Origin of the sequence: Paenibacillus sp. FSL R5-192, from assembly GCF_000517845.1 — a bacterium.
GTDB lineage: Bacteria > Bacillota > Bacilli > Paenibacillales > Paenibacillaceae > Paenibacillus > Paenibacillus amylolyticus.
Genome location: NZ_ASPR01000050.1, coordinates 1 through 398, shown reverse-complemented (window position 1 = coordinate 398; position 398 = coordinate 1). Strand labels below are relative to the sequence as shown.

The 398-nt window shown below is 43.2% G+C and carries 1 protein-coding gene; it reads left to right on the top strand.

Annotated features, from left to right (window positions below):
- On the top strand, positions 1 to 398 hold a 398-nt coding region (locus tag C161_RS26980), incomplete at both ends, for a transglycosylase SLT domain-containing protein (protein ID WP_162163216.1).

Here is a 398-nt window from a genome sequence, read left to right as displayed (position 1 = left end):
GGAGTGGCATATGCCGGTAAATACGCTTCTGAGATTAATGCTGCTGCCAATCAATTTAATGTTGACCCACATCTTGTTGCGGCTGTGATTCAACGCGAATCCTCGTTCGGAGCCAAAGGAATTACCAATGTCATGCAAGTCAATGGCATGAACAATTCAACTGTTAAACAAAGTATAGATGCAGGTACGAAGATGTTATCAGACCTACTGAAGAAATCCGGTGGGGATGTCGCCATGGCTCTTGGCGGATACAACATGGGCGCTGGTATCATTGACTGGTTTAAAAAATCAGGTGGATACAATTTAGCGGATATGAAAGCTTACTCTGCTAAGTATGACAAAGTTTATGCTGGTGACGGATACGGAGATGTAGGGTATGTAGATAAAGTATTGGCTGA